Genomic DNA, 22925 nt, shown 5'->3' with positions numbered 1-22925 from the left:
CTCAGACCCCGTTCCGCTGGCCGAGGGCGTCGGCGTTCGGCGCCGCCTTGGCCACCAGGTTCGGGACGACCGAGGACAGTTCCTCCGGTGTCCACCGGGACTCCGCGCTCGCTCCGGGTCCGTTGACCCAGCCCTCCAGGACCGTGATCCGGTTGCCCATGACCCCGAAGACCCGGCCGGTGACCTCGCGCGAGGCGGCCGAGCCCAGCCACACCACGAGCGGCGAGATGGCCTCGGGGCTGAGGTCCTGGGCCTCGGCGGCCTGCTTCATCATCTCGATGTCCTCGGTCAGCCGGGTCAGCGCGGTGGGCGCGATGGCGTTCACCGTCACGCCGTAGCGGGCCAGTTCGGCGGCGGCGATGAGGGTGAGGCTCGCGATGCCGGCCTTGGCGGAGCCGTAGTTGGACTGGCCGGGGTTGCCGAAGATGCCCGACGGGGAGGTCGTGTTGATCACCCGGGCGTCGTTGACGTGACCGGCCTTGGCGCGCTCGCGCCAGTAGGCGGCCGCGTGGTGCAGGGTGGCGAAGCCGCCCTTGAGGTGGACGGCGAGGACGCTGTCCCAGTCCCGTTCGGTCATCGACACGATCATCCGGTCGCGCAGGATGCCCGCGTTGTTGACCAGGACGTCCAGGCCGCCGTAGGTGTCCACGGCCTGTTGGACGAGCCGGCCGGCGCCGTCCCAGGTGGAGATGTCGTCCGTGTTGGCCACGGCGTCGCCGCCGGCCTCGACGATCTCGTCCACCACGGCCTGAGCGGGTCCGGCCGAGGCACCCGCCCCGTCGCGCGCGCCGCCCAGGTCGTTGACCACGACCTTCGCCCCGTGCGCGGCGAACGCCAGGGCATGGGCCCGGCCGATCCCGTTGCCGGCGCCCGTGACGACCACGACCCGGCCGTCCACGACTGCTTCGGACATCCTCAACTCCTCTGTCATGACGATCAGTTGGCCTCGGCGAGCAGAACCCGTGGGTCCTCGCTGCCGCAGCCGCATCGGGCGGTGGTGACGTGGCCCGCGACACCGAGCGGTGTCTCGGTCAGCAGCGAGGCACGTCCGTCGCCCGCCGCCACGGTGAGCTGCCCGTCCCGTTCACCGACCCGCCATTCGGCGGCGTTGACGTGCGCACCGTTCCGCTCGGGGCACTCCAGCGCGAGGGCCGGCCCCACGGCCGAGAACACGCCGGCGGACACGCCCACCGCACGCAGGGGCGGGACGGCGGCGGGCCGGGCCAGCACGACCGACGTCGATCGGAACATCTCGCCGATGTCGGCCGTACCGGCAAGCCCTTCCAGGGTCTGCGCCGACAGGCCGATTACGGCGTGCGGGGCGAGTTCACGGTGGAAGACCGAGGTGCGGCGGTGGTCCCAGCCCATCGCCTCGGCGATGCCGTACGTCACCTTCAGCGCACGCAGGGCGCCGATCACGGCGTGACACCAGAAGCCCTCGAAGCCGGAGGTGGTCAGCAACGCCCGCTGCCCGGCACCGAGGCCGTGCTCCCGCAGCCGTGCGGTGACCCAGTCGGTGTCGCGGGCGAGTTCCGCCCAGGTCAGGTCCATGTCCCGGGTGCCGTCGGCGGTGGGGAAGCGCACCAGGTAGGCGAGCTCGGGCCGGTCGAGGGTCCGGGCCCGGGCGAGGGTGTCGGCGCGGGCCATCAGCTCTTCACCACCCGGGGGAACTTCGCGACGCTGGTCATGGTCTTCAACAGGTCCTCCTCGGTGCGCATGTCGAGCACCGGCTTCACTCCGGTCCGCTCGCGCACGGCCTCGCCGAGCCGTCCGGCCAGGGCGTCGACGTCCTCGGTGAGATGGGGGTCGTAGCCGACCCGCAGCCGCAGCTCGTCGACCTCGCGTCCGTCCCGGACGATCTGGAAGACCCCGGCCACCGTCTCGGGCTGGTCCTCCACCGCCTGCCAGATGTCCCGCAGGACCACCGAACGGCCGTGGACCAGCGTCTCGTCACCGCGCCGCCCGGCCACCCACATCCGGGCGTGGGTGCGGCCGCAGCCGCAGCGGTCCCGGGACAGCCGGACCAGGTCCTCGCTGCGGTAGCGGATCAGCGGTGCGGCCCGGTTGTCCAGGTCGGTGGCGACCAGTTCGCCGAGGTCGCTCTCCGGGACGTCCTGCCAGCCGCCGTGTTCGTCGACCTCGACGCACTCGGCGAAGACGGTGTCCTCCCAGAGGTGGAAGCCGTCGTGCTCGCGGCACTCCCAGGCGGTGCCGGTGTCGGCGGCGCTGGTGTACTCGTAGACGTCGATGCCCCAGTCGTCCCGGATCCGCTCGCGCATCTTCCGGCTGAGGGGCTGACCGGCACAGGAGGCGCCCTTGAGGGAGGAGAAGGCCTCCTTCAGGTCGGTCTTCTCGGCCAGGTGTTCCAACTCCACCATCTGCGGATACATCATCTGCAGGTAGGCCGGGCGGTAGGTGCGCAGGGCCTCGACGACCTCGGCCATGTTCCCCATCCAGGTGTCCACCTCGACGACCACCGCGCCGAGTGCCTGGAAGCCGGGGTCCATGAGGTTGCGGAAGGTGCCGGGCGGACTGAGCACCCGGTCCCCCGGGCGCAGGCCCAGCTCCCACAGATCACGCACCTGCGCCGTCACCAGAGGCGGTGCGTCCTGCCAGATCTCGGCGAAGAACTCAGGGTCGCCGGTCGTGCCCGAACTGGAGGAGACGGAGGTCAGCTCTTCGACCGGGACGCAGAGCAGACCACCGAAGGGGTCGCCGGTGCGGGCCCGGTAGGCGCGGAACATGTCCTTGGTGATGAAGGGGATCCGCGCCCGGAAGTCCTCCAGGGAACGGATGTCGCGCGGGTGTACTCCGTGCTCGTCCCAGAGTTCCCGGTAGAAGGCGGAGTTGGCGTAGGCGTACCCCACCAGCTCCAGGACGCGCTCCTCCTGCTGCGCCCGCAGTCGCTCGCGGGGCATGGTCTCCACCTGTGGCTCGAAGTACCTGTCACCGGTGTGCCTGTCACCCACCATGGCGCCTCCTTGCGGCTCAGTGCCCAGATCTTCCAGCTATCAGCGCAATCAGTCAACCAATTCGACGGATTCAAAGCCAGGGCTCGCGCTCCGCCGGTCGATATAGTTAACTATTAGCACTCATTAGACCTGCGGGAGTGTTCAGGAGTGTGCGCTGTGAAGATCGTTGTCTGCGTGAAACATGTGCCCGACGCCACTGCGGACCGCACCTTCACCGAGGACGGCACCACCGACCGGGACTCGGTCGACTCACTGCTGTCCGAACTCGACGAGTACGCGGTCGAGCAGGCCCTGCGGATCGCCGAGTCGGGTGTCGACGCCGAGATCAGCTACCTCACGATCGGCCCCGACGACGCCAGGGACGCGCTGCGCAAGGCGCTGGCGATGGGCGGTGACTCGGCGATCCACGTGAGCGACGAGGACATCGTGGGCAGCGACGCCTTCGGTACGTCTCTCGTTCTGGCCCGGGCGATCGAGCGGCACGGCTTCGACCTCGTCCTGTGCGGGATGGCCTCGACGGACGGCACCATGGGCGTCGTACCGGCGATCCTGGCCGAGCGTCTGGGCGTCCCGGCCGTCACTCACCTGGAGGACCTGGCGATCGAGGACGGAACGGTGACCGGCCGCCGCGAGGGCGACGGCGCGACCGTACGGATCCAGGGCGCCCTGCCCGCCGTCGTCTCGGTGACGGACCGCTCCGGGGACGCCCGCTACCCCTCCTTCAAGGGGATCATGGCCGCGAAGAAGAAGCCGCTGGAGACCCTCGACCTCGCCGATCTCGGCCTCGACGCCGCACAGGTCGGCCCGGCCGGCGCCCGGTCGGCCGTGGACGCCGCGACCAGGCGCCCGGCGCGCACCAAGGGGGAGATCATCACCGACGACGGTACGGGCGGATTCGGACTGGCCACGTTCCTCACCACCAAGAAGTTCATCTGACCCCTGGCCGGCGCAGCCCAGCAAGGACCTAGCAAGAGGAGTGCATCACCGTGGCCGAGATCCTCGTCCTCGTCGACCACACGGACGGCGCAGTACGCAAGCCGACCCTCGAACTGCTCACCCTGGCCCGCCGGTTGGGCGAGCCCTCGGCCGTCTTCCTGGGGCCGGGCGTGGACGCCGCCACCGAGGCCCTCGGCCGGTACGGTGCGCACCGGGTCTACGTCGTGGACGCCCCCGAGGTCGACGAGTACCTCGTCACCCCGGCCGTCGACGCCCTCACCCAGATCGCCGAACGCACCGGACCGGACGCGATCCTGCTGCCGTCCGGACCGGACGGCAAGGAGATCGCCGCCCGGGTCGCCCTCCGGCTCGACTCCGGCCTCATCACCGACGCGGTCGACATCCAGGCAGGAGCGGACGGCCCGGTCACCGAGCAGTCGGCGTTCGCGGCCACGTACCAGGTCACCGCGCACGTCACCCAGGGCGTGCCGGTCATCACGGTCAAGCCGAACGCCGTCGCCCCCGAACCCGCTCCGGTCACCCCCGCCGTAGAGAAGCAGGACATCGACTTCGGCCCGGCGGCGGCCGCCGTACGGGTGCTGTCCCGCACCCCGCGCGAGCGGGGCGACCGTCCCGAGCTGACCGAGGCCGACCTCGTGGTCTCCGGTGGCCGGGGCGTCAACGGGGCCGAGAACTTCGCGCTCATCGAGCGGATCGCCGACCTCCTGGGCGCGGCCGTCGGGGCGTCCCGGGCCGCCGTGGACGCCGGCTGGTACCCGCACAGCCACCAGGTCGGCCAGACCGGCACGCAGGTCTCCCCGCAGCTCTACCTGGCCGCGGGCATCTCGGGCGCGATCCAGCACCGGGCGGGCATGCAGACGTCCAAGACCATCGTCGCCATCAACAAGGACCCCGACGCCCCGATCTTCGAGCTCGCCGACCACGGCGTCGTCGGGGACCTCTTCGAGGTGCTGCCGCAACTGGCGGACGAGATCGAGCGGCGCCGGAGCTGATCTTTCACTCCTCCGGCCTTCCATTCGGTCACTCATACAACTAAAATCGCTAACTGATTGCATCCATTGACCCGAAGGGGCGTCATGACGAAGATCTGGGTCAACTCCGGGGACTCCCATGTGATGGAGCCCGCCGACGTGTGGACACAGAGGCTGTCCGCACGGCTCGGGGCGCGGGCACCGCGCAGCGAGCGCGGCGAGAAGTACGAGATGCTCTACATCGACGGCGAACGCATCGACCGTCAGCTCGGCGACTTCATGGACGCCATGCGTCCGCCGGGCGCCTGGGACCTGAAGGTCCGGCTCAAGGACCTCGACCAGGAGGGCGTGTGGGGCCAACTGGCCTTCCCCTCCATGGGTTTCTGGCTCGTCTCGATCACCGACCGGGAGCTGGCCCGGGAGACCGTACGGGCCTGGAACGACTGGGCGCACGACGAGATCCTCCGCAAGAACAAGCGCGTCATCACCACCGCCTGCGTCTCCACGGCCGACATCGACGACGCGGTCGCCGAGGTCGAGCGGGTGGCGGAACTGGGCTTCCAGGCGGTCTTCCTGCCGTGCGCGACCCGGCCGGGCGAGGAATACGCCCTCGACCGCTGGGAGCCGCTGTGGACCGCGGTCGAGCGAGCGGGCCTGGTGCTCGCCTTCCACATCGGCACGGGCGGTGAGAACGTCGTCTTCCGCGGACCCGGCGGCGCGGTCGTCAACTACATGGAGACGACCTACCCGGGCATGCGGGTGGTGTCCCACCTGGTCGCGGGCGGGGCCCTGGACCGCCATCCGGACCTGCGGATCCTCATCGCGGAGGGCGGCGCCGGCTGGGTGCCGGCCATCGGCGACCGGATGGACGAGGCGTACCGCCAGCACGGCATGTTCGTCCGGCCGAAGCTGAGCCGGCTGCCCAGCGAGATCATCAGGCAGCAGGTGTACGCGTCCTTCCAGCACGACAAGAGCTCGGTGGAGATCGTCGAGTCGACGGGCTACCGCAACGTGATGTGGGGCGACGACTACCCCCACCTGGAGGGCACGTACGGCCACACCCAGTCCACGCTGCACGACCTGTTCGACGGTGTGTCGGACGACATCCGTGAGCGGGTCACCCGCGGCACCTTCAACGAGCTCTTCCGCCTGCCGGAGCAGACTCCCCAGGAGGCGGCCGTCTGACGCGCGTCGGCGACCGAACACCGGTGACCACTCCCCCACTCCCCTCGGATCCCTCGTACCCTGACGACCTGGAACGGCCCGGGCTCGTCAGGACCGGGCGGTCGACCTTCCTCAGGCCCGTCCGGCCCGAGGACGCCGACCGCCTGGTCGCCTTCGTCGGCAGCCTGTCCCGGGCCACCCTGGCCTACCGCTCACTCGGCCCGGTGGTCCGCGCCCGCGACGACGTCATCCGGCGCGGCGCGCACGTCGACTACCTCAACGAGCTGGCGCTGGTCGCCCTGGCCGGCGACGAGATCGCCGGGCTGGTCCGCTACGTCCGCGACCCCGAGGAACCCGAGCACGCCGAGGTCACCTTCACCATCCGGGACGACTACCAGAGCGAGGGGTTCGGCAGGCTCCTCCTGGAGCACATCGCCGCCGCCGCCCGCGCCCGGGGCATCCGGATACTGGAAGCCGACGTCCTCGCCGACAACACCCGGATGATCAACGTGTTCCTCGGCTCCGGCTACCGCGTCGAGGCCGGGCCGCCCGGGCAGATCATCCACTTCGAGATCGCCATCGACCCGCAGACCCTGGCCGTGGCCCGGGCCGAGCGTCGCGAGCACACGGCCGTACGGCGTTCCCTGCGGCCGCTGCTCGAACCGCGGTCGGTGGCCGTGATCGGCGCCAACCGCGACCCGCTGACGATCGGCCACGAGATCGTGGCCAACCTGCTGCGGGGCGGCTTCGGCGGCAGCGTGTTCCCGGTCAATCCGCGCGCCGAGCGGATCGCCGGCGCGCGGGCGTATCCCCGTCTCCGTGACCTGCCCGAGGCGCCGGATCTGGCTCTGGTGGCCGTACGGGCCGAGGCCGTGCCCGAGGTCGTACGGGAGTGTGCGGACGCCGGCGTCAAGGCCGTGGTCGTCGTCTCGACGGGCTTCGGGGAGACGGGAGTCGAAGGGCGGGCGAGCGAGCTGGAGCTGGCCCGTTTCGCCCGTGCCTCCGGAATGCGGCTGGTGGGCCCGAACTGCATGGGTGTGGTCAACACGACGCCCGCGGCGCGGCTGGCCGCGACCTTCTCGCCCGCCCTGCCGACGCCGGGCCGGGTGGCGATGTCCAGCCAGTCCGGGCCGCTGGGACTGGCGGTGCTCGACTTCGCCCGGCGGCTGCGGCTCGGCTTCTCGGGGTTCGTGTCGGTGGGGCACGCCGTGGACGTCTCCACCAACGACCTGCTCCAGTGGTGGGAGGAGGACCCGGCGACGTCGGTGATCCTGCTGCACGTCGAGACCTTCGGCAATCCGCGCCGGTTCGCCCGCGTCGCCCGCCGTATCGCACCGCGCAAGCCGATCGTCGCGGTCCATCCGGGCCCCGCGGACTCGGCGGTGAGCTCACTGTTCGCCCAGTCCGGAGTGATCCGCACCCGCAGCCTCCAGGAACTGTTCGACGTCGCCCTGCTGCTCGCCCACCAGCCACCCCCGCCCGGTGACCGGGTCGCCGTGATCACCAACGCGGGCGGGCCGGCGGCGCTGGCGGTCGGGGCGTGCGCGGCGAGCGGTCTGTGCGTGCCCGCACTCGGCGAGCCCACCCAGCAGCGGCTCCGGTCCGCTCTAGGGCCCCACTTCGACGTCGCCAACCCGGTCGACCTGACCCCCAAGGCCACCGCCGCGCACTACCGGCAGGCGCTGGACGCGGTCCTGGCCGACGACGGGATCGACGCGGCGGTCGTGCTGTTCATGCCGCCGCTGGCGGACAAGCCCGACGAGGTGGCGTCGGCGATCCTGGACGCGGCCGCGGCCCGGCCCGAGAAGCCGGTGGTGGCCAGTTTCCTGGGCGGCGCGGGCGTCGCCGATCTCCTGCACCGGGGCGACCTGGTGGTGCCGACGTACACGTTTCCCGAGGCGGCGGCCGCCTCGCTCGGACACGCGGCGGCCTACCAGGCCTGGCGCAGCACTCCGGCGGGCGTCATACCGGATCTCCCGGATGTCGACACCGAGCACGCCCGGTCGCTGGTCACCGCGTGCGACCCCGGCCCGGTGCCCGCGACGGTCACCGCCGAGTTGCTGGCCGCGTACGGCATCGCCGTACGTGACACCCGACCGGGCCCGGGACCGGACGCGTTCCTCACCGTCGGCGCCGATCCGGTCTTCGGCCCGGTGGTCTCCTTCGGTCTCACCGGGGACTACGCCGACCTGATGGCGGACGTCGCCCACCGTGTCACCCCGCTCAGCGACCGCGACGCCCGCGAGATGGTCCGCTCGCTGCGGGCCGCCCCGCTGCTGGACGGCCGGGTGGGCGGCCCGGGGGTGGATCTGGCGGCTCTCGAGGAGACCGTCCTGCGGATCTCGGCGATGGTCGAGGACCTCCCCGAGATCGAGGCGTTGGAACTGCGCCCGGTACGACTGCTGCGGCCCGGGGACGGAGTGGCCGTCGCACACGCGACGATCCGACTCGCGGCCGAACCGACAGGAGGACTTTCGTGAAGGTGGGCATCTACTTCGACATGCGCAACCCGCCGCCGTGGCAGCGGAGTTGGTCACGGGTGTACGGATTCGCCCTGGAGATGTGCGAGGAGGCGGACCGGCTCGGCATCGACTCGGTCTGGTTTTCCGAACACCACGGCTTCGAGGACGGCTACCTCCCACAGCCGCTCACCATGGCGGCGGCGGCCGCCGCCCGCACCCAGCGGGTACGCCTGGGCACCGCCGTCATCCCGGCGCCACTGCACGCGGCCCCCGAGATCGCCGAACAGGCCGCGATCGTCGACATCATCAGCGACGGCCGCCTGGACCTGGGGCTCGGCACCGGCTACCGGGTGCCCGAGTACCGGCTGTACGGGGCCGACCTCGCCAAGCGCTACACCACGACCGACCAACGGGTCCGGGACATCCGGAGCCTTTGGGCCCAGTCGCTGGTGATGCCCGGCCCGGTCCAGGATCCGCTGCCGATCTGGCTCGGCTACCAGGGCCCTCAGGGCGCCCGGCGGGCCGGCCGGCTCGGCACGGGGCTGCTGTCGCTCAACCCGGCGCTGCTGACGCCGTACCGGGAGGGACTCGCCGAGAGCGGGTACGACCTGTCGACGGCACGGATGCAGGGCTCGTTCACCACGTTCGTGACCGAGGACCCCGACGGCGACTGGCCGGTGGTGCGCGAGCACCTGGCATACCAGTGGGACAGCTACCGCAGATACATGGTGGAGGGGACCGACCAACCCGCTCCCCGCCCCATCGACCCCGAGAAGTGGCGGGAGACGGGGCTGCGCGCGAGTGGCGTCGGCCAGTTCCTGTACGGCACCCCACAGGACGTCGCCGATGCCATCACGGCGTACGTGGCAGGGTTGCCGGTGGAGGGCGTGTTCCTGTGGGCCTCGCTCGCCGGGATGCCCGAGGAGATGGTGGCCCGCCAGGTCCAGCTCATCGCCGGGAAACTGCGCCCGCTGCTTGCCGATGTCTGACACTTCGGGGCCCAACGAGAAGGAGTCACACCATGTCCGCGACGCCACCGACGGGACCCTGGGCGGGGTCGGATTTCCAGGAGCCGCCGCGGACACCCGGCGGGGTGGCCCTGTGCGGGGCGTGCCGCGCCGCCGGTTCCTGTCGGCTGGGGGTGGAACACGAGCGGCTCGACGAGGACGGGGCGGCCCTGTTCGAACTGTCCTGCCCGCGTGACCAGGAGGGCGGGCCCGATGTCGCGCACGGGGGCTGGACCGCTGCCGTACTGGACGACTGCCTCGGCCATCTGCCGCTGCTGCACCGGGTGTTGAGCGTCACTGCGGAGCTGAGCGTGAGCTTCGTGAAGCCGGTGCCGGTGCAACGGCCGCTGGAGGTGCGGGCCTGGGTGGAGAAGCGGGAGGGCAGGCGCTGGTACATCGCGGGCGAGATGGTACTGCTGCCGGCCCGGGCCGTGCTGGCCCGGGCCTCGGGGATCTGGGTGACCCGGGACCAGGGCCACTTCGCCCGGCACAAGGAGTGGCTGGCCGAACAGGACACCGGCGGCGAGGCTCAGTAGGACCTGAGCCCCATGCTGCGGGCGATGCCGTTGCGCTGGATCTGGCTGGTCCCTCCGGAGATCGTGGCGACGATCGACTCCCGGTAGCGGAAACTCATCACGCTCTCCGTGGAGAAGCCGTGGCCCGCGCAGACCTGCATCCCGAGCCGGGCGGCCGCCACGTAGGTCTCCGAGCCCTTCAGTTTCGCCATCGAGCCCTCCCGTGTGCACGGTCTGCCCTGGGCGAGCAGCCAAGCGGCGCGGTACGCGAGCAGCCGGGCGGAGTCGATCTCGGTCTGCAGATCGGCCATGGCGTGGGCCAGCGCCTGGAAGTTGCCGATCGGCCGGCCGAAGGCGTGCCGGGTGCGGGCGTACTCCAGCATCTCGTCGAGGGTGGCCTGGGCGGCGCCCAGATAGCCGCCGGTGATGATCACCTTCTCCAGTTCGATGTTGGAGAGCATGACCTTCCAGCCCTCGTCACGCGGGCCGACGAGGTTCTCCTTCGCCACCAGGGCGTCGTTGAAGAAGACCTCGTTGGTGCCCAGGATGTGCCGGGCGAGCGTGGGTGTCCGGCGTACTTCGACACCCTCAGTCGCGGGATCGACGAGCAGCAGGCTGATGCCGCCGTGCTTGGGCTCGCGGGGGCCGGTGCGCACGTAGGTCGCGATGGTCGTGTCGGGCAGACCGCCGCCCGTGCACCACGCCTTCTGCCCGCGGACGAGGAAGTGGTCCCCGTGGTCCTCGGCCGTGGTGCGCAGGGCCGCGGCGTCCGACCCGCTGTCGGGTTCGCTCAGGCCGACGGCGAGCCGGTGGCGCCCCGTCATCACCTGCTCGCGGATGAAGTCGCGCTGCGCCTCGCTGCCCCACCGGAACACCGTGATCCCGGGGATGAGTACGCCGATGTAGCACATGGCGACATCGAAGCTGGCCCGGCCGAGCTCCTCCGCGATCAGGATCAGCTCCAGCGGTCCCCCGCCGTCACCGCCCTCGTCCTCACTGAACGGCAGCGAGAACCACCCCAGGTCGGCCATGCCCCGGAACAGCTCGGGCGGGACGACCCCCTCCTCGTCCCACTGTTTGGCCTTCTCGGCCGGGCACACGTCGGCGACGAACTCCCGTGCCGTCGCGCGCAACAGGTCCTGCTCGTCGGTCAGCCCGAAGTCCACGGCCACTCCTCGACACCACTAGGGTATTCATCTAGCTAATTATTCTATGTTAGCGGATAGAGGGGGTCGCGGCAGTAGTTCGTGACCCGAGCGCGTCACGGGTGGGGTGGCTTGTGCCTTTTCGAGCGCAGCAGTGAGCCCCCGGGTGATGGCCCGGGGGCTCACTGGACGGTCGGCGGCACCAGACCGTGGCCATGCGGTGGACTCAACCGCCCGTCGCGGCGGACTCACCGCCCGTCGACTCCCGAACGACCACGGAGAAGGAGCTGACGTACTCCTCCCGGTCCGCCCCTCGCCCGTTCTGCTCGATCCGGCCGGCCAGGAGGTCGACCGCGCGCTGAGCCATCGCGTCGTGGTCCGGATCGATGGTGGACAGCGAGGGGACGAGGAACGCGCTCTCCTCGATGTCGTCGAAACCGATCACCTTGACCCGCTCCGGCACCGCCACCCCGGTGTCGGCCAGGCCGCGCAGCACGCCCATGGCCACGCTGTCGGTCACACAGAACACGCCGTCGAAGTCGAGTCCGCTCTCCACCATCTCCCGGGCCCGTAGCGCACCCGCGCGCATGGTCAGTACCTCGACGCTCTGCACAAGGCCGGGGTCCACGGGCAGGTCCGCGTCGAGCAGCGCCTGCCGGTAGCCCGTGAAACGGAGGCTGGACACATCGACTTCGTCCCTCACCTGCCCGCACACCATCGCGATGCGCCGGCAGCCGCGGTCGATCAGATGGCGGGTCGCCGCGTGTGACGCCTCGGCGTTCGGCATGGCGACATGGTCCACGGGACCGCCGAAGATCCGCTCGCCGAGGATGACCACCGGATAGTCCACCTTGAGCAGTTCGACATCGGCCGACCCCATCCCCACCGTGCTCAGGATGAGCCCGTCGTAGAGCCGGTTGCGGGACATGGACAGCACGTCCAGTTCGTTCTCGCGCGAGGCGCCGGTCTGCTCGATGCTCACCCTGAGGCCGTACCGATCGGCCGCGGTGATGATGGCCGCGGCCAGCCGGCCGTAGTAGGGGCTGTTCACTTCGGGGACGGCGAGACCGATGGTGCCGGTCCGCCCCTTGCGCAGGTTGCGGGCCGCCACGTTGACGCGGTAGTCGAGCCGGGCCATCGCGGCGAGGACCTTCTCCCGCGTGGCCCTGCGCACGTTGGGGTGGTCGTTGATGACGTTCGAGACGGTCATCGCCGAGACACCGGCGGCCTTCGCCACGTCCTGAATCGTCGCCACGTTCACCCCTGGTCGGTGGTCCGCGCGCCCACCCGGCCCCATTACATCGCGGCCCGTCCCATGGTCGCGCGCGGTCAGGTCAGGTCAGGTCAGGTCAGGTCAGGTCAGGTCAGGTCAGGTCAGCGGAGCCTGGACGGTGAGGAACGAGTGGGGCGGCAGTGTCAGGGCCAGCCCTCGGTCGGTCACCTTCAGGCCGTCGAAGGGGCGGGGGCGGACCTCTTGCGGTGTGTCCGCGGTGTTGTGAGCCTGGAGCCGGTCGGCCGTCAGGAGGCGGGCGGTCGGCTCTCCGAGGGAGGCGCCGCGCAGGTCGAGCGTCACCTCGGCGGGCTCGTCGGCGTCGAGGTTGGACAGCGAGACCAGCACCGTTCCGTCCTTGACGCTGGCTGAGGCGGACAGGGTCTCCAGCTCCGTGTCCCCCACCGTGCGGCGGGCGTCCTCGGTGCGCAGATGCACGGCGAGCGAAGTGGCGTCCTGGTGACCCTTGTTCATCTCGAACACGTGGTACGTCGGGGTCAGGACCAGCGCGTCGCCGTCGGTGAGGAGCATCGCCTGGAGCACGTTGACGGTCTGGGCGATGTTGGCCATGTGCAGGCGGGCGGCGTGCTTGTGGAAGATGTCGAAGTGGGTGCTGGCCACGAGCGCGTCGCGCAGGGTGTTCTGCTGGTACAGGAAGCCGGGGTTGGTGCCCGGCTCGACGTCCCACCAGGTGCCCCACTCGTCCAGGACCAGGCCGACCTTCCGCCCGCGGTCGTAGATGTCCATGACCGTGGAGTGACCGGTGAGAATGCGGTCGATCTTCTGGGCGGAGAGCATGGTGCGGTAGTGGTCGTCGGTGTCGAAGTCGACGGCGCTGCCCTTCGCCTCCCAGGGCCCGGCCAGTGTGTAGTAGTGGACGGAGACGCCCTGGAAGAAGGTGCGCGGAGTGGCCTCGCAGCCGAAGCAGTTGATCTGCTGCATCAGCGTCTCGGTCCACTTGTAGTCGTCGTCCGAGGCACCCGAGGCGATGCGGTAGAGCTTGTTGTCTCCGTGGTCACGGCAGTACGTGGCGTACTGCCGGGCCAGGTCCGCGGAGTACTCGGCGCGCATGTTGCCGCCACAGCCCCAGGTCTCGTTGCCGATGCCCCAGAACTTCACCCGCCAGGGCTCCTCGCGGCCGTTCGCCTTGCGTAGCCGGACCATGGGGCTGTCGCCGTCGCGGGTGAGGTACTCGACCCACTCGCTCATCTCCTGCACGGTGCCGCTGCCCACGTTTCCGCTGATGTAGGGCTCGGCGCCGAGCAGTTCGCACAGGGCCATGAACTCGTGCGTGCCGAAGTGGTTGTTCTCCTCGACGTTGCCCCAGTGGGTGTTGACCATGCGGGGACGCTGCTCCCGGGGACCGATGCCGTCCTTCCAGTGGTACTCGTCGGCGAAACAGCCGCCCGGCCAGCGCAGGTTGGGAATGTTCAGGGCACGCAGGGCCTCGACGACGTCGAGACGGATGCCGCCCTCGTTGGGGATCGGCGAGTCCTCACCGACCCAGAAACCGCCGTAGACGCATCGGCCGAGGTGTTCGGCGAAGTGGCCGTAGAGGTGACGGCTGATCTTGGGGCCCTCGATGTCGAGGTTGATGATCGCGGTGGCGTTGGCCACGGGTTCTCTCCAGGTGGGGCGTGGGCGGGCGCGCGGTTTGTATCGATAAAACTCCCGGCTGCGGGGTGGGCCTGTCAAGAGGAGCACGAAGTCTCGTCGGACCTCTTCCTGCGGTCGGGACCGGTCTTCGCCGCGTCAGGAGGGGCCGCGGTTCAAGAGGGCGACGCACCAGCGGAAGTGGCCGTCGCTGCCGTCCGGGCTGAACAAGTCGTATGTCGTGAGGGCGTAGACCGCCTGGTAGAGCGCCAGGGTGTGCGGGGAGTAGTGCAGCTCGGTGGCGAAGAGACGGGTGAGGGCGGCGGTGTGTTCCTCGGCGTGAGGCCCGTACATGTCCCAGATGGCGGCGGTGACGGCGGCCTCGAAGGCGGGGTCGCCGGCGGTGGTGAAGAAACCGAAGTCGAGGAGGGCGACGGGCCGGCCGATGTCGTCGACATGCAGGTTGGGCGGCACGAGATCGCCGTGGATGACGGTGACGGCGGTGTCGGGCAGCGCCCTGAGCGATCGAATGGTTCGTCGGACTTTTGCGGAGAGGTTCGTGACGTGGGCGTCGAGCAGGCTGCCGTGGCGGCGTACGGCGCGTTCGACGAGGCCGGCGAGTGCGTCGGGGAAGCGCGTGTGGCCCGCCCAGAGGGGGCGATCGTCGCCTTGGACCGTGAGCTGTCGCATGGCCTCGGTGCCCGGGACGGTGGCCAGGCCGCTCAGGACCGTGAGGAGAGCGCCGGTCTCCGCGGGTGGCACGTCGCGTCCGTGGGGCCGGACCGATGAGTCCTGACCGCACGGGGAGCCCGGCAGCTCGCGCTCGTAGGTGACAAGGACGCCCTCGTGTTCCTCGACCTTGACGATGTCCGGCGTGGCGAAGGGCAAGGGGTGACGAGCCATGTCCTCGTACACCTGCCGGGTCAGGTCGAGCTCGGCCGGTGGTCTGCCGCTCCATACTTTGGCGATCGTGCCCTCGCCGAGCCAGTAGACGGCGCCCTCCACCCCGGCTGCCAGGGGCCGGGCGTCGTACCCGCGCCGTGCGAAGTACCGGAGCCAGTCCGCGGTGTGCTTTTGCCTGTAGTCGACCACGGGGGAAGTAGAGCCGCCTTTTCCTCAGGTGTCACGTGCGAAAAGATCTTCGCCGGATGCGATTGTCAGGCCGCCCTGTGCCCGACTCCGATGAGACGGAAGTTCGATGGTCACAGGGCTGGTGGACGCGCCACGGTGGCAACGGGCTCCTGCCGGGGTACGCGGCCCCGGTCACGTCGCAACAAGGGCCGTTCGACGAGGACGTACGAGGCGAGAGCCGCCGCGACCGTCGCCGCGAACCCGGCGGGAAGCAGCCGGTCACGCTCCACACCGAGGTCGGAGAGCAGTCGGATGACGGGGTAGTGCCACAGGTACATCCCGTAGCTGAGGTTGCGTCCGACCCACGCCGCCGCGGACACCGACAGCAGCCGGGAGGGCCACGACCGCGGGCACAGTTCCAACGCGGCCACCACCACGGCCGACAGAACGGCGGCGGCCAGCAATCCGACCGTGAACCACACGGGGTTCCACCCGCTCGCCTCGGTGATCGGGACCTGCCAGGCGATCAGCCCCAGCAGCGCGAGAGCCGGCCAGCACAGCCGTTCCGCCCAGCGGCGCAGCAGCGCCAGCCGGGGGTCGTCGGCACGCAGTCGGGCCAGGGCGACGGCCAGCAGTGCCCCGACGAGGAGCTGGTCGGCGCGCGTGTCGGGGCCGTTGTAGATGCGGTGCGCCGCCGTGGGGTCCCACAGCATCATCCGCCAGAGCACCGGCAGAACGCACAGCGCCGCCACCCAGCCCAGCACGGTCCGCGCCGTCGCGTTCCGTAACAGCACCAGCAGCACAAGCGGCCAGGCCAGATAGAACTGCTCCTCCACTCCCAGGGACCAGGTGTGGCTGAGCGGCGCCGTGAGGTCCGAGTACGGGCCGCTCTCCCCGGCCCGTACGAGATTGACCACCGAGGCCGCGGCCAGTGCCGCCGACACCCACGCCCCGTCGAACAGCGGCAGCGGGAGCGCCACCGAGAGCAGGGCGGTGACCGCGCACATCACCAGCATGGCCGGCCCCAGTCTCAGCCACCGCCGCCGGTAGAACGACCACAGGTCGATGCGGCCGGAACGGGCGTACTCGGCGACCAGCAGCCGGGTGATGACGAACCCGCTGATCGTGAAGAAGACGTCGACCGCCACCGAGCCTCCGGGCACCGCGTCCGGCTCCAGGTGGTAGACGATCACCAGCACCACGGCGACCGTCCGCAGTCCGTCGAGCCCCGCCACCCGCCCCCCACGCAGCGCCGACGAAAAGCCGTGCCCACCGCTTCTGCGCCGTGGCGCCGGACAGGCGACGAACTGCGGGGCCACTCGCCCGCCCAGGCTCTGCTCCGCGGCCGTGTCTACCGTGTTCCGGTGGGGGGTACTCATACGGGCCGCGTCTGCCCGGGCGCCACGGAGAGCACACAATCTCTCAGGTTCCCCACAGGTTCAGCGACGCTTTCCGGCCGCCGGGGGCTTCGACGGCATGGGACGACTTCCATGACTCGACCGGAATATGTCACAACATGCTCGACATTTCGTAATAGGGGATAATTGACGCGTCCTGGCGACGCGTGACCGGCGTCCCCCCACTGATCAGGAACAGGCAGGTCGGACCATGCCCAAGAAATCCCCGTCGTCCGAGCCACCGCACGGAAAGGGCCCCAGCCGTCACCAGGGCGCCGGCCAGCACGGCTGGTCGCCCGATGTGGACGAGACACAGCAGCAGGACAACCCGAGCGCCCGCCGCTCCTTCCGTGCTGAGGAGGCCGGCGAAAAGGGTCGGGGCCGGACGAAGTCCTCGGAGGAGACGAAGTCCGTTCCGGGCGAGACGGTCGAGAGTCGCAGTGCGCGCGGCGAGGAGTACGGCGACACGGACGAGAAGGGGAGGCGGGACACCGGGCGCAAGGGCCGCTCCCAGCGCCCCAGCGGCACCAAGGACGCCTCCGCCAAGACCGGCGTGGACCCGCAGGACCCGCCGTCCGGGCGCTGACCGGGTCGGGGCCTGTCCGGCGGATCGTGCCGGACAGGCCCTGACGGCTGTTCGCGGCCCGGACGGGCGGGCCCTCGACGAGCGACACCGGTCGTCAGCAGATCCGCGGAAGTTGCTCCCCGATCGGCAGGTCGACCACCCGAGTGCCCCCGAGGCCGGTCCGGGCCACGACCATGCCGGGATGCGTCTCGACGGTCTCACCGACGATCACGGAGTCCGCTCCCAGAGGATGGGCTCGCATGGCTTCGAGGACGGCGTCGGCGTGCTCGCGCGGGACGAAGGCCACGAGCTTGCCCTCGTTGGCGATGTACATGGGGTCCAGTCCGAGAATGGCGCAGGCGTTGGCCACGGCCGGCGGGACCGGGACATCGCGTTCCCGGATGACCACCCCGGTGCCGGAGGCCTGCGCGATCTCGTTGAGCGTGGCCGCCAGGCCGCCTCGGGTGGGATCGCGCAGTACGTGCAGATCCGGTGTGACGGCGAGCATGGCGTCGACCAGACCGCCGAGCGCCGCGCAGTCGCTCTTGATCTCCACCCCGAACTCCAGGCCCTCGCGCACGCTCATGACCGCCACCCCGTGGACACCGATGGCGCCGCTGACGATCACGACATCGCCGGGGACGACCCGCTGCGGACGCAGATCGACGCCGGCCGGGACGAGACCGATGCCCGCGGTGTTGATGTAGATCCCGTCGCCGTGCCCGGCCTCCACCACCTTGGTGTCCCCGGTGGCGACCTCCACACCTGCGGTGCGCGCGGCCGCACCCAGCGCCTCGGACACCCGCGTGACCACGTCCAGCTCGACGCCCTCCTCCAGGATGAATCCGCAGGAGAGGTAGGCGGCGCGGGCACCGCTCATGGCGAGGTCGTTGACGGTGCCGTTGACCGCCAGGTCGCCGATGCTGCCGCCGGGGAAGAACAGCGGCCGCACCACGTAGGAGTCGGTGGAGAACGCCAGCCGGGCACCGCCCAGGGAGAGGACGGCGGCATCACCCATCTGGGCGAGCACCTCACCCCCGAAGGCGGGCGCGAAGATCTGCTGGACCAGTTCGGCGGAGAGAACTCCACCGCCGCCGTGGCCCATGACGACGCGGGGCCGGTCGCGCAGGGGCGCCGGACACGTCCATGCCTCGACGTCCAGGGCGGCGGGGAGATCGGTGGTGTCAGACAACGGGGGTCGCCTCCCGAGCCTTGGTGGCGGGCATGTCCAGTCGCCGGTAGAGGTAGTACGCGGCGCAGGCGCCCTCGCTGGAGACCATGGTGGCCCCCAGCGGGGAGCGAGGGGTGCACAGGGTGCCGAAGGCCTCGCACTCGTGTGGCTTGAGCAGCCCCTGGAGGACCTCTCCGCTGCGGCACTCGGCGGGTTCCTCGGTCCGGATGCCGTCGACCGAGAAGCGGTGCTCGGCATCGTGGTCGCGGTACTTCGAGGACAGCCGCCAACCGCTGTCGGGGATCACACCGATGCCGCGCCAGGCGCGGTCGGTGACCTCGAAGACGTCCTCCAGCATGGCCCGGGCGGCGGGGTTGCCCTCCGGGCGGACGGCGCGGGCGTAGGCGTTGTCGACGGTGTGCTCACCGCGTTCCAACTGACGGACGGCCCGGCGCACCCCTTCGAGGATGTCCAGTGGCTCGAAGCCCGTCACCACGATCGGCACGCGAAAGCGTTCCGCCAGTTCCGGGTACTCCCCCACGCCCATCACGCTGCACACGTGCCCGGCCGCGAGGAAGCCCTGCACCCGGCAGCTCGGCGACGACATGATCGCCTCGATGGCCGGTGGTACACGGACATGGGAAACCAGCATGCTGAAGTTCGCGATGCCCAGCTTCCGGGCCTGGTGGACCGTCATGGCGTTGGGGGGTGCCGTCGTCTCGAAGCCGATGCCGAAGAACACCACCTCGCGGTCCGGGTTCTGCTGCGCGATCCGCAGCGCGTCGAGCGGCGAGTAGACGACGCGCACGTCACCGCCTTCCCCGCGGACCTGGAACAGGTCCCGTCCGGTGCCCGGCACGCGCAGCATGTCACCGAAGGAGCAGAAGATCACCTGGGGTCGGGAGGCGATCTCCAGGGCCTTGTCGATGACCTCCAGCGGGGTCACGCACACAGGGCAGCCCGGTCCGTGGATCAACTCGACCTGATCCGGCAGGAGTTGGTCGATGCCGTGCCGGATGATGCTGTGCGTCTGCCCTCCGCACACCTCCATCAGCGCCCACGGCCTGGTCACCGTGGCGTGGATGTCGTCGAGGAGCCGTCGAGCCAGCTCCGGGTCCTGGAACTCGTCGATGTACTTCACTGGTTGCGCACCTCTTCCACCGGTTCCGAGCCCGCCGCCTCCGCCGCCGCCGTTTCCCAGGGGTCGCCGAACTCCTCCTGCAGCAGGCCGAGTTCGGCGAAGAGTTCGAGCGTCTGTCGCGCCGACTCCTCGTCCAGCCGTTGCAGGGCGAACCCCACGTGGACGATGGCGTACTCGCCGACCTGGAGGTCGGGCAGGTACTCCAGGCACACCTCCTTGACCACGCCGCCGAAGTCGACGGTGGCCATCCGGGTGCCGTCCCGTTCCTCGATGTCCAGCACTCTGCCGGGTACCGCCAGGCACATGAGCCTCTCCTCGCTGTGGGGTTGCGCGTCGCTCAGTCGGTGGGAGTGGGAGTGGCGCGGGCGGCCACCATCAACTGGCCCAGGGCCAGACCTCCGTCGTTGGGGGGAACCAGGTGGTGGCGCAGGACCGCGAACCCGTCCTCGCGGAGGGTGGCGGCACAGGCCGAGGAGAGCAGCGTGTTGGCGAACACCCCGCCCGCCAGGGCGACCGTCTCCAGCCCGTGCCGCTCCCGGGCCCGCGCGCAGACCCGGTGCACCAGGCCGGTCACGCTCCGATGGAAGCGAGCCGCGATGAGGGCCGGATCGACGCCCGCGCGCAGGTCGTCGACGATCGCCGCGAGCACGGGTGCCGGGTCGGCCCTTACAGCGCCGCCTCCGCCCTCCTGCGAGGCGTGAAGGGCGAAGGCGTACGCGGTGGTGTCCTCGGAGGGTGCGCGCAGGGCCGCGCCCTCCAGCTCGACGGCGGCCTGCGCCTCGTATCCGGCACGGTGGCACACCCCGGCGAGAGAGGACACGGCGTCGAAGAGCCGGCCCATGCTGGACGTGGGGACACAGTTCAGTCCGCGGTCCAACTGCCCTTCCAGGACGTGTAGTTCATCGGGTGGGCAGGCGGCCGTACAGGCGAGGTCGTCCGACCAGCCGATCCCGGCCGCCCGCAGATGGGCCAGCGCCATGCGGTACGGCCGGCGCACCGCGGCGTCGCCTCCGGGCAGCGGGACGTACGCGAGGTGCCCGAACCGGGTGAAGCGGTCGTAGTCCGCGAGCAGGAACTCCCCGCCCCACACGGCGCCGTCGTCGCCGTGCCCGGTGCCGTCGAAGGCGACGCCGATCACCGCCCGGGTGCCGTCGAGGCCGTGCTCGGCCATCGCGGCGGCGACATGTGCGTGATGGTGCTGGACGCGCACGACGGGCCGGTGCGCCGCGTTGCGGTCGGCCCACCGGGCGGAGCGGTAGCCGGGATGCCGGTCGGACACCAGGGTCTCGGGGCGCACCCCCGTGATGGACTCCAACTGGGCCACCGCACGCTCGAAGGCCCGCTGCGTACCGACGTCGTCCATGTCTCCGATGTGCGCCGACAGCCAGGCCCGACGGCCCGCTCCCAGGCAGAAGGCGTTCTTCAGGTCTCCGCCGACGGCGAGGGCCGGCCGCACGGGCTGCGGGAGGGAGACCGGCAGCGGGGCGTAGCCGCGGGAGCGGCGGACCACCAGCGGCTCCCCGTCGCAGACACGGACCACGGAGTCGTCGCACGGGACATGGATCGGCCGGTCGTGCGTGAGCCACGCGTCGGCCAGGTGCGCGAGCCGCTCCAACGCCTCGGTGTCGTCGGTGACGATCGGCTCACCGGACACGTTGCCGCTGGTCATGACGAGCAGCCGGGGACCGTCCGGGTCACCGGGCAGGCCGAGCAGCAGATGGTGCAGGGGCGTGTACGGCAGCATCACACCGAGGTCGGGGCTGCCGGGCGCGACGGCCTCGGCGGGCCGCGGATCCCCGGTCGCGTACGAGGGGTGCGGACGCCGCCTCAGCAGGACGATCGGCCTGGCCCGGCCTTCGAGCAGGCTCCGCTCCTCGGGGCTCAGCCGCGCGAGGTGACGGACGTCGTCCGCGGCCCTGGCCATGAGGGCGAACGGCTTGTCCCCGCGCGCCTTCCGGCGTCGGAGGAGGGCGACTGCCGCCTGGTTCGTGGCATCGCAGGCCAGGTGGTAGCCGCCCAGGCCCTTCACGGCAAGGATCGCGCCCCGGGTCAGCAGGGTGCGCGCCTCGGTGACCGGGTCCTCCCCCTGGACGCTCCTGAGCCCTGGCCGCTGGGCGACGAGCAGCCGCAGGCGCGGCCCGCAGGCCGGGCAGGCGACAGGCTGTGCGTGGAAGCGGCGGTCGGCCGGATCCGCGTACTCCCGGGCACAGTCGGGGCACATCGCGAAGCCGGCCATCGTGGTGTGGGCACGGTCGTACGGCACACCGGTGACGATCGTGAAGCGCGGGCCGCAGTGGGTGCAGTTGACGAACGGGTGGCGGTACCGCCGGTCGGCCGGGTCGGCCAGCTCCGCGAGGCAGTCGGCGCAGGTGGCGGAGTCCGGGGAGACCAAGGTGCGGGCCGGTCCGTCGGTGCGGGAGGCGAGGATGGTGAACGCGGTGCCACCGACGGGAGGCATCTCCCTGTGGTGGACGGACTCTACGCGGGCCAGCGGGGGTGCCTTGGCCGCGATCCCGTCGCAGAACCGGGCCACGGCCGAGGCGGCGCCCTCGACCTCCGCGACGACGCCCTCCGGCGTGTTGGTCACATGGCCGGCCAGCGCGAGTTCGGTGGCGAGGCCGTACAGGTAGGGCCTGAACCCGACGCCTTGCACCACTCCCCGGACGGTGACCCGGCGGCGCAGCGGAGTGTCTTCATCGGTGGCGGCCGGGGGCTGCGGACCGCTCACGAGGGGGTGGGGGCCATGGTGCCGGTGGCCTCCGGGTGCGCGTGGGGGTGGCCGTCGGACGCGTGGGTGTGACCGTCGGGCGTATGCGTGTGACCGTGGTGGTGGGGCAGCCGGGCCATGACCGGCGCGTGGACGGGGGCGCCGTCCACGGCCGCCAGCGCCCTGTCGAGCAGCGCGCCGACACCCTGCCCCCGGCGTGCCGAGGTCAGGACCACCTCGACGCCCGGGTTGACCTGCTCCACGTTCGCCCGGAACGCGGCCTCGTCGAACTCGACGGCCTGAGCGATGTCGGTCTTGGTGACCACGACGAGGTGGGCGAGGCCGAAGGCCGTGGGGTACTTGAGCGGCTTGTCCTCGCCCTCCGTCACGGACGCGAGGGTGACCCTCAGCGTCTCCCCCAGGTCGTAGGAGGCCGGGCAGACCAGGTTGCCGACGTTCTCCACGAACAGCAGGCGGGTGTCGTCGGGCAGCCACCCGTCCAGGTGCCCGGCGAGCATCCCCGCCTCCAGATGACACAGTCCGTCGGTGAGCACCTGCTTGACCGGGACGCCCGAACGCGCCAGGCGCGCCGCGTCGTTCTCGGTGGCGAGATCGGCGCTCAGCGCCGCGACGGGAACGGACCGCTCACGTGCCCGCAGCAGTTCGCGCTCCAGCAGCGCGGTCTTGCCGCTGCCCGGGCTCGATAGGAGGTTGACGACCGCGGTGCCTCGGGCCGCGAGGTGGGCGCGCAGTTCGGTGGCGCTCGCGTCGTTCTTCGCGAGTACGGCCTGCCGCAGGTCGACGACACGACACATGG

General features: G+C 70.9%; 20 protein-coding genes. 7 read left to right on the top strand and 13 right to left on the bottom strand.

The window, feature by feature from the left end:
• Position 1: 1 nt before the first annotated feature.
• Genes OHA64_RS43850 through OHA64_RS43840 form a run of 3 tightly spaced genes read right to left on the bottom strand, consistent with a single transcriptional unit; the run spans position 2 to position 2972 of the window.
• Complete coding sequence (locus OHA64_RS43850) at positions 2-913, bottom strand: SDR family oxidoreductase (RefSeq protein WP_405622792.1); 912 nt, start codon at positions 911-913, stop codon at positions 2-4.
• 23 nt (positions 914-936) lie between these two features.
• Positions 937-1647 (bottom strand): hypothetical protein, encoded by a 711-nt coding sequence (locus OHA64_RS43845; RefSeq protein ID WP_405622791.1) that lies wholly within the window; start codon positions 1645-1647, stop codon positions 937-939.
• Positions 1647-2972: a phenylacetate--CoA ligase family protein gene (locus tag OHA64_RS43840; RefSeq protein WP_405622790.1), complete on the bottom strand. Its 1326-nt coding sequence runs from the start codon at positions 2970-2972 to the stop codon at positions 1647-1649. Before OHA64_RS43840 ends, OHA64_RS43845 begins: the two co-directional genes overlap by 1 nt.
• Positions 2973-3146: 174 nt before the next feature.
• On the opposite strand from OHA64_RS43840, the gene OHA64_RS43835 reads away from it, so the two are divergent.
• From OHA64_RS43835 to OHA64_RS43810, 6 genes are all read left to right on the top strand, one after another.
• Positions 3147-3908 carry an electron transfer flavoprotein subunit beta/FixA family protein gene (locus tag OHA64_RS43835; protein ID WP_405622789.1) on the top strand — a complete coding sequence of 254 codons (762 nt, stop codon included), beginning with the start codon at positions 3147-3149 and terminating at the stop codon, positions 3906-3908.
• Between the two features lie 50 nt (positions 3909-3958).
• Positions 3959-4921 carry an electron transfer flavoprotein subunit alpha/FixB family protein gene (locus OHA64_RS43830; RefSeq protein WP_405622788.1) on the top strand — a complete coding sequence of 321 codons (963 nt, stop codon included), beginning with the start codon at positions 3959-3961 and terminating at the stop codon, positions 4919-4921.
• Positions 4922-5005: 84 nt separating this feature from the next.
• Positions 5006-6085: an amidohydrolase family protein gene (locus tag OHA64_RS43825; RefSeq protein ID WP_405622787.1), complete on the top strand. Its 1080-nt coding sequence runs from the start codon at positions 5006-5008 to the stop codon at positions 6083-6085.
• 23 nt (positions 6086-6108) lie between these two features.
• A complete protein-coding gene (locus OHA64_RS43820) occupies positions 6109-8544 on the top strand; it encodes a GNAT family N-acetyltransferase (protein ID WP_405622786.1) in 2436 nt (811 codons plus the stop codon).
• Complete coding sequence (locus OHA64_RS43815; protein ID WP_405622785.1) at positions 8541-9515, top strand: LLM class flavin-dependent oxidoreductase; 975 nt, start codon at positions 8541-8543, stop codon at positions 9513-9515. The genes OHA64_RS43820 and OHA64_RS43815 overlap by 4 nt, the downstream gene beginning before the upstream one ends.
• 32 nt (positions 9516-9547) lie before the next feature.
• Entirely contained in the window at positions 9548-10069 is a 522-nt protein-coding gene (locus OHA64_RS43810; protein ID WP_405622784.1) for a PaaI family thioesterase, read from the top strand.
• On the opposite strand, the gene OHA64_RS43805 is transcribed toward OHA64_RS43810, so the two are convergent.
• The 5 genes from OHA64_RS43805 to OHA64_RS43785 form a co-directional block, all read right to left on the bottom strand.
• Entirely contained in the window at positions 10063-11214 is a 1152-nt protein-coding gene (locus OHA64_RS43805) for an acyl-CoA dehydrogenase family protein (protein ID WP_405622782.1), read from the bottom strand. The two genes, OHA64_RS43810 and OHA64_RS43805, sit on opposite strands and share 7 nt — an antisense overlap.
• 205 nt (positions 11215-11419) lie before the next feature.
• Positions 11420-12448: a LacI family DNA-binding transcriptional regulator gene (locus OHA64_RS43800; RefSeq protein WP_405622780.1), complete on the bottom strand. Its 1029-nt coding sequence runs from the start codon at positions 12446-12448 to the stop codon at positions 11420-11422.
• A gap of 114 nt (positions 12449-12562) precedes the next feature.
• A complete protein-coding gene (locus OHA64_RS43795) occupies positions 12563-14080 on the bottom strand; it encodes an alpha-N-arabinofuranosidase (RefSeq protein WP_405622779.1) in 1518 nt (505 codons plus the stop codon).
• Positions 14081-14215: 135 nt separating this feature from the next.
• Positions 14216-15148: a phosphotransferase family protein gene (locus OHA64_RS43790; protein ID WP_405622778.1), complete on the bottom strand. Its 933-nt coding sequence runs from the start codon at positions 15146-15148 to the stop codon at positions 14216-14218.
• Between the two features lie 110 nt (positions 15149-15258).
• Positions 15259-16506, bottom strand: coding sequence for an acyltransferase family protein (locus OHA64_RS43785; RefSeq protein WP_405622776.1), 1248 nt, complete (start codon positions 16504-16506; stop codon positions 15259-15261).
• 229 nt (positions 16507-16735) lie between these two features.
• Between OHA64_RS43785 and OHA64_RS43780 the strand changes: the two genes are divergently transcribed.
• Positions 16736-17110: a hypothetical protein gene (locus tag OHA64_RS43780; RefSeq protein WP_405622775.1), complete on the top strand. Its 375-nt coding sequence runs from the start codon at positions 16736-16738 to the stop codon at positions 17108-17110.
• A 94-nt stretch (positions 17111-17204) separates the two neighbouring features.
• Here OHA64_RS43780 and hypE read toward each other — a convergent pair whose 3' ends face one another.
• Genes hypE through hypB form a run of 5 tightly spaced genes read right to left on the bottom strand, consistent with a single transcriptional unit; the run spans position 17205 to position 22923 of the window.
• Positions 17205-18281, bottom strand: a complete 1077-nt coding sequence (gene hypE, locus OHA64_RS43775; RefSeq protein ID WP_405622773.1) for a hydrogenase expression/formation protein HypE — start codon at positions 18279-18281, stop codon at positions 17205-17207.
• The gene (gene hypD / locus OHA64_RS43770; RefSeq protein WP_405622772.1) at positions 18274-19401 is read right to left on the bottom strand and encodes a hydrogenase formation protein HypD; all 1128 of its coding nucleotides are present in this window, start codon (positions 19399-19401) and stop codon (positions 18274-18276) included. The genes hypE and hypD overlap by 8 nt, the downstream gene beginning before the upstream one ends.
• The gene (locus OHA64_RS43765; RefSeq protein WP_390110043.1) at positions 19398-19706 is read right to left on the bottom strand and encodes a HypC/HybG/HupF family hydrogenase formation chaperone; all 309 of its coding nucleotides are present in this window, start codon (positions 19704-19706) and stop codon (positions 19398-19400) included. The genes hypD and OHA64_RS43765 overlap by 4 nt, the downstream gene beginning before the upstream one ends.
• 32 nt (positions 19707-19738) lie before the next feature.
• Positions 19739-22129, bottom strand: coding sequence for a carbamoyltransferase HypF (gene hypF, locus OHA64_RS43760; RefSeq protein WP_405622771.1), 2391 nt, complete (start codon positions 22127-22129; stop codon positions 19739-19741).
• Positions 22126-22923, bottom strand: a complete 798-nt coding sequence (gene hypB, locus OHA64_RS43755; protein ID WP_405622770.1) for a hydrogenase nickel incorporation protein HypB — start codon at positions 22921-22923, stop codon at positions 22126-22128. The genes hypF and hypB overlap by 4 nt, the downstream gene beginning before the upstream one ends.
• Between the last annotated feature and the right edge of the window lie 2 nt (positions 22924-22925).

It is taken from the genome of Streptomyces sp. NBC_00076 (assembly GCF_045041235.1).
Lineage (GTDB): Bacteria > Actinomycetota > Actinomycetes > Streptomycetales > Streptomycetaceae > Streptomyces.
This window is presented reverse-complemented; position numbering and strand designations above follow the sequence as displayed.

Coding starts and splice junctions, on each gene's coding strand:
- OHA64_RS43765 (WP_390110043.1), bottom strand. CDS start 19,706: ATGTGCCTGGCGGTACCCGGCAGAGTGCTGGACATCGAGGAACGGGAC.
- OHA64_RS43810 (WP_405622784.1), top strand. CDS start 9,548: ATGTCCGCGACGCCACCGACGGGACCCTGGGCGGGGTCGGATTTCCAG.
- OHA64_RS43825 (WP_405622787.1), top strand. CDS start 5,006: ATGACGAAGATCTGGGTCAACTCCGGGGACTCCCATGTGATGGAGCCC.
- OHA64_RS43785 (WP_405622776.1), bottom strand. CDS start 16,506: ATGAGTACCCCCCACCGGAACACGGTAGACACGGCCGCGGAGCAGAGC.
- hypB (WP_405622770.1), bottom strand. CDS start 22,923: ATGTGTCGTGTCGTCGACCTGCGGCAGGCCGTACTCGCGAAGAACGAC.
- OHA64_RS43845 (WP_405622791.1), bottom strand. CDS start 1,647: ATGGCCCGCGCCGACACCCTCGCCCGGGCCCGGACCCTCGACCGGCCC.
- OHA64_RS43780 (WP_405622775.1), top strand. CDS start 16,736: ATGCCCAAGAAATCCCCGTCGTCCGAGCCACCGCACGGAAAGGGCCCC.
- OHA64_RS43850 (WP_405622792.1), bottom strand. CDS start 913: ATGTCCGAAGCAGTCGTGGACGGCCGGGTCGTGGTCGTCACGGGCGCC.
- OHA64_RS43840 (WP_405622790.1), bottom strand. CDS start 2,972: ATGGTGGGTGACAGGCACACCGGTGACAGGTACTTCGAGCCACAGGTG.